This is a genomic window from Microvirga sp. KLBC 81 (assembly GCF_003075415.1).
Taxonomy (GTDB): Bacteria; Pseudomonadota; Alphaproteobacteria; order Rhizobiales; family Beijerinckiaceae; genus Microvirga.
This window is the reverse complement of sequence record NZ_QDAH01000153.1, coordinates 1-6240: the sequence shown is the minus strand read 5'-3', so window position 1 is coordinate 6240 and position 6240 is coordinate 1. Positions and strand designations below refer to the sequence as shown.

General features: G+C 63.9%; 3 protein-coding genes. 1 reads left to right on the top strand and 2 read right to left on the bottom strand.

Translation table 11 applies throughout. The annotated features are described in order from the left end of the window. Positions 1-302 precede the first annotated feature (302 nt). A complete protein-coding gene (locus DC522_RS37130; RefSeq protein WP_116532494.1) occupies positions 303-3233 on the top strand; it encodes a M10 family metallopeptidase C-terminal domain-containing protein in 2931 nt (976 codons plus the stop codon). A 442-nt stretch (positions 3234-3675) separates the two neighbouring features. Here DC522_RS37130 and DC522_RS32040 read toward each other — a convergent pair whose 3' ends face one another. Both DC522_RS32040 and DC522_RS32035 read right to left on the bottom strand, forming a co-directional pair. Continuing rightward, a complete protein-coding gene (locus DC522_RS32040; protein ID WP_116532492.1) occupies positions 3676-4047 on the bottom strand; it encodes a hypothetical protein in 372 nt (123 codons plus the stop codon). 4 nt (positions 4048-4051) lie between these two features. Continuing rightward, complete coding sequence (locus DC522_RS32035; RefSeq protein ID WP_245444724.1) at positions 4052-5377, bottom strand: sulfite oxidase; 1326 nt, start codon at positions 5375-5377, stop codon at positions 4052-4054. Positions 5378-6240 lie beyond the last annotated feature (863 nt).

Below are 6240 nucleotides of genomic sequence, written 5' to 3'. Positions count from 1 at the left end.
GAGGGTCACACCGCATTCCGTCCGCACACCACCCCATTGGATCATCAAAGCGTGCCAATCAGCCTGTTTCCACACAGGCTCGAGCGGTAAGCGGACGTCGGTGAAGGGCAGGGGATCTTCAGGAACTGACCCGTTGCGGACCCTGGCGCCAAGGGAGCTCAGCAGCTGTCGAGGTTCGCTTGGACAGGGCGCGCCGGAGCCGGCCCGTGTCGTACCGCGGAGGAGGTAGCCGGTTCCAGCAAAAGAAACCTCGACGCAGACGTTAATCTCAGGTTTACTTTCCTCAAGCTGGGGGAAAATCCATGGATTACGCTGCTGCGGGTGCGGAGTTCGACGTCAACTCCACTTATGAGAGGTCGCAGAGCGAGCCGGACAGCGCGCAACTTGCCGACGGCAATGTCATCGTCGTGTGGCGTGATGCTCAGCCGGGCACGTCCGCCGATCAGTTCATCCGCGCGCAGGTTTATGCACCGGACGGCACACCCATTGGGCTGGAGCTCACGCTCGCTTCCGGATCCGGACTTGTTCAGCCCGCCGTGACTGGCTTGTCCGGAGGCGGGTTCATCGTGACGTGGGACGCCGGGTCCGCCATTCGCGCGCAGATCTTCAATGTCGAAGGCACCGCGGTTGCTCCGGCCTTCAGCGTCAGCCCGGTAGGTGCGTCGAGCGTTGACCGGGTTGACGTCGCGGCACTCCCGGACGGCGGCTTTGCAATCAGCTGGCACGACAGCCGCACTTTCGGCGGCGATATCTCGGGATCGGGCGTGCACGTCCGCGCCTTCGATCCGAACGGTACAGCCTACCCCGAAACGCAGGTGAATGTGTCCACGATTGGCAACCAGGCCGACACGTCGATCGCCGCGCTTCTGCAAGGCGGCTACATCGTCACCTGGACCGACCGGGGAGACGCGCGCGCGGGCGACCCGTGGCTCGTCAAAGCGAGGTTCCTCGACTCCACAGGTGTTCCGACCGGCCCTGAGATTGTTGTCAATACGACCACGAGCGGCGTGAGCTCGGTCGAGTCATCAGTGACTGTCCTAGCCAACGGCAATATCGCCGTAGCGTGGTACGAAGGCCGCTCTGCGGGTAGCGCCCACCACATCCAGATCTTCGATCCTGCTGGGCAGCCGGTCGGCACAGAGATCACCGTTCCGCACGGCCTCTCCGTTGTTGCAGCTGCCGGCCCCAAGATTGTGAGCCTGGCTGACGGCGGCTTCGCCATCGCCTGGACCGCCAACACCGATCCTCTCAGCGACGGCTCGGGCAGGGGCGTTTTCGTGCAGGCATTCGACTCCGATGCGCAGCTCGTGGGCGCGCCCATGCTCGCCAACACGCAAACCCTTGGCGACCAGTACGATCCGAGCATCGTCGCGCTCCCGGGCCGCGGGTTCATGGTGAGCTGGACCGACCTCAATGGAACCGGCCCCGACGACGACCAGGTCAAGGCGCAGATCTTCGTTCCCGTCGCGCCTGTCACCATCACCTCCGACGGCGGCGGGGACCAAGCGAGCTTTTCCGTCGCTGAGGGCGCGATCAGCGTGACCCAAGTGGTCGCCGAGGCGGGCGGGTCGAGCGCCGGCATCAAGTACGCGATCGTCGGTGGCGCGGACGCGGCGCTGTTCCGGATCGATCCGGTCACGGGCCTGCTCGGCTTCGCCCAGGCGCCGGATTTCGAAGCGCCCGCCAGCGCCGACGGGGACAATCTTTACGAGATCCAGGTGCGGGCGGACAATGGCGTCTATGTGGACAACCAACTGGTCACCGTTACAGTCACCAACGTCAACGAGAAGCCGGTCATTCTCTCCAACGGCGGCGGGACAAGCGCGGCGTTCACGCTTACGGAGAATGGCACAGCGGTTACGACCGTTGTCGGGAGCGATGTCGACGGCGATCCCCTCCGGTACAGCATCGTCGGCGGCAATGATGCCGCGCTCTTCGCGATCAGTGAGGCAACCGGTGTCCTGACGTTTGTGGCGGCGCCGGATTACGAAGCCCCGTCCGACTTCGCGGCCGACAACTTCTATACCGTGACCGTGTCGGTGACGGACGGGACCTACTCTGCCTTCCAATCTGTCGAAATCCTGGTCACTAACGTCAACGAGGGCGTGACCATCACCTCGCTTGGCGGCAACGACAGCGCGGCGGTCACTGTGGCGGAGAACCAGCCTACGCTCGCGGCGCTCACGGCGACCGACCTCGACGGCGACGCCATTGCCTTTTCGATTACCGGTGGTGCGGACGCGGCCCGGTTCACAATCAACGCGACCACCGGCGCGCTCAGCTTCGTCAGCGCGCCCGACCACGAAGCGCCGGCCGACGCAGACGGCAACAATGTCTACCAAGTTGTGGTCGCTGCCAGCGACGGTGCGCTGTCGGACACACAGAAAATCGCCGTTACGATTTCGAACGTCAACGAAGCTCCGATCATCAGCTCCAATGGTGGCGGCAGCACCGCCTCCGTGACGGTGAACGAAAATAGCACTGTCGTGACGAGCGTCACCTCGACCGATCCGGAAGGGACAGCGCGCACGTATGCGATCTCCGGTGGTTCGGACGCAGCCCGGTTCACCATCAATGCGACCACCGGCGTGCTGTCCTTCGTCAGTTCTCCCAACTACGAGGCGCCCACCGATGCTGGCGGCAACAATGTCTACGATGTCGTCGTCAGCGTGAGTGACGGCGCATTGGCGGACACGCAAGCGATTGCCGTGAGCGTCGCAAATATCGCCGATGGCGTAACCCTCACCGGTACCAGCGGCGGCAACACGCTGACGGGCACGGTGGCCGAGGACACAATTCGCGGCCTTGGCGGCAATGATGAGCTGAACGGCGGAGCCGGCGCGGACATGCTCGACGGTGGAGCTGGCAACGACGCCCTGGTCGGCGGAGCTGGGGCCGACACGCTCTTCGGAGGGGCTGGGACCGATCGGTTCGTTTTCACTTTGCCGGTGGACAGCGCGGTCGCAACACCCGACGTGATCTCGGACTTCTCGCGCTCCGAGAAAGACCGCATTTCGCTGTCGGACATCGACGCGAACAACAGGGTCGGCGGTGATCAGAAATTCGCCTTCATCGGAAGCGCCGCGTTCGGTGGAGTGGCGGGTCAGCTCCGTTACGAGCAGACGAACGGGAACACGCAAGTGATGGGCGATGTGAACGGCGATGGCGTGGCTGACTTCGTCATCCAGGTGACGGGCCTTGTGGGCTTCACGTCCGGAGACTTTCTCCTTTAGCGTGGACGCTCTTCGCGCGACCCTCCCGCTCAATCCTCTGCGGAACACCAGGACCTTCTTAACTTAACGCAAAACGGTCAGGGATGCGATGAAGATGTGGTGGGCTGCCAACGATTGTCGGCTAATGGCACATTTGCGAAGTAGACCGAATGTCTGCTGACGAAGGGGACAACAGACATTCCTGGGGCGTTAGCAATTTCCTCGGATGACCCTTTCCAGACTTCAACCCCGGAACGCGATAGAAGCCCAATTGCCTGACGCGATCGTGCCTGCACTGGCATGGTCGGCCAGGGCCTCGATAATTCGGCATTCAGAAATCTGTTTGTTGTTACCGGCGACCCTCGCCTCAAGCTGCGTCCCACAGGGCGTCAGGCGGGCTATCTTGTCCTTCACCTCGTCGAGGTGGGCCTTGGTGATGTTATGTGCTCGTCGCGGCACAGAGCTATTGCGGCGCGAATGGGTTCCTGAACCCGCCCGCCCGCGCCGGTGCCTTGGGCGGGTGATGCGTGGCCAGATAGTCGAGAATCCGGGTGCGGTCGGCGCCCTGGATGTCGGGCATACCGTGCCGCTCGGTCATCCAAGTCAGTGTCTCGTCCCACTTATCCCGGGTCATGCCCTGGTTCGACACCAGCCTGTAGCCATGGCACGCCGTGCACATGCCAAACGTCTCGTCCCGTCCGGGGCCCTCCGGCAGATCCTCGACCCGCTCGTCCTTGGGGGTGAACGCAGGTGCCGGCGCTTGGGCCTGAGCCTGCGCAGCCATGATTGAGGTGCCGACGGCGAGCGCGGCCAGCCACCGCACAATATGTGTCATAGCCTCAGCCCACTAGGACGGCCACCCGGTGCATGGCGTTGCCACCATAGCCTTGTGGGTTCCAGTTAGTGGCGACCGGCGGCTGCATTTTGCCGTTCGAGTCCGTGGCGCGCGTCCAGATCTCATAATAGCCGTCCGACGGCAGCGCCACGGTCGCCATCCACCGGTTCCAGTCGTAGCGATTGCGGGTGGGAGCGAGCGTCGCCGGCGTCCAGCTCTGGCCGGCATCCGTCGAGACATCGACGCGGCTCACCATGAGATCGCCGGCCCAGGCGGCACCCCGCAGGGCGACCTCCCGCGTCCCGGCCGGCAGCCTCGTGCCGTTGGCTGGGTTGGTGATGATGCTGCGTACGGGCATGGATTCGAGGATGCGAAAGTCCTTCTCGTCCGCCTTGCCGCCGGGCACCATGGGCGTGTTCGGCACCCGGTAGGAGGTGCCGGTCATGCCCTGGCCGTCATGCTCGCGGTCCCGGATCGTGATCCGTGTCAGCCACTTGTGCGACAGCGAGCCCGGCCAGCCGGGGATGACCAGCCGCAGCGGCCCGCCATGGATGGTGGGCAGGGGCTCGCCGTTCATGGCATAGACGATCAGGCTGTGCGGCTCCATCGCCTTGGCGATGGACATGCCGCGGGAAAGCGAATCCTTGGTCGGGTCACCCGAGAGGTGCGGGTCAGCGCCATAATGGGCGGTGTACTTCGCCGTATCCTTCAGCCCTGCGGCCTGGAGGACCTCCCCGAGTGGGATGCCGGTCCATTCGGCACAGCCTGCACCGCCGTTGGTCCATTGGTTGCCGCGGGCGGGCGGCTGAAAGAACGAGCGGCCATTGCCGCCGCACTCGAGCACCATGCGATAGGTCTTGGGCTGGAAGCGCGACTTCAGCTCGGCCAGCGTCAGCTCAAGCCGGTTGTTCACCTCGCCGTCAATGGTGAGCTTCCAGGCGTCCGGGTTCGCCGTAGCTTCTGGGATCTGGCCGTTGTTGCGGATGAAGAACTTCGAGATCGGCGTGGTCTCGTCATCGAGCAGGTGCTCGGGCGTCTCGGCGACCAGCGGCCGTTCACCAAGAACGACGAGACCCTTCTCCTTGCCGGGATAGTCGAGGGGCTGTGGTCCCTGGGGCTGGGCAGCCCCGCCTGATGCGGGAGCCCCCTGCGCCAGGGCTGATGGGATCGGTGGGCCCGACAGGTTTGGTGAAAGGTGGACGCTGGCGCCCACCGCGGCTCCGAGGCCTACCAGACTGACCCCACCCAGGAGGTCGCGGCGGTTGATCCCTCTGGGCTCCAGATCGTGGATGGGTGGCTCTTGGGGCGACCGCTCGATTTCGCGTCTCATGGACATTCCTCCGCACGCCCCTGTCGCGCCTGGGCCCGTGGCCGCCGCGTCGTTTGCCTCATGGTAAGATGAGAAGTTTGGCCCGTGAAGAAGAGCTGAAGTGCTACCCAGCCCAGCCCGTGTGTCGGCCGGCGACACCGCCACGAAGCGCGTGATTGCCCCTGTCAATGCTTCCCGAGAGATCTCACCGACACGCACAGGCCGGAGCTTCCGTCTGGTCCGATGAAGAACGGCAGCAGCAGGCTGGGCATAGCGTAACAGCGTGCCACATGGTGGCGAGGATCGAGGAACACGTTCGGCAACATGAACCTGAATCAACGTTCCCCGGCCAGCGTGCAGGTCTACGAACCTGGAGGTTCGGAACTGGCACACCTGAGACATAGGCGCTTGGTCCGCTCCGGCACTCAAGAGCCGACGTTCGTTGAGCGGCCAGAGCGTGAAAGTTTGACCCCGAGCAGACCTTCGTCATTCAGGCACTTGGTACCTCCAGCGGAGGAATCGATCACTCAGGCACAAGGTGAGAGTTACTGCATGGCCACGTCCAGAGGAGCACATACTCAAACAGAGCCTGCACGAAGCAGTCGAATGAAGGCACCTTTCGGGCTTTGACAAACTCTCCCTGGCCCCTTGGCCCGTCTGGAGGGGGATCCTCTCGCGGCGCAGCCCAAGAGGGTGTAGGGTCGAAAACCAGGGCGCGGGGAACTCGGGAGGATCTCATGCTGATGCTGACCCGTCGCGCCGTTCTGGCAGGCCTGCTGGCGCCGCTGGCACCCCGGCTCTCATGGGGGCTCTGTCGCGAATTTTCGATGTTGACAGAAAGAGGGCTATTCCGCCCGTAGGCCTCACGCAGCCAATCTGTTGAA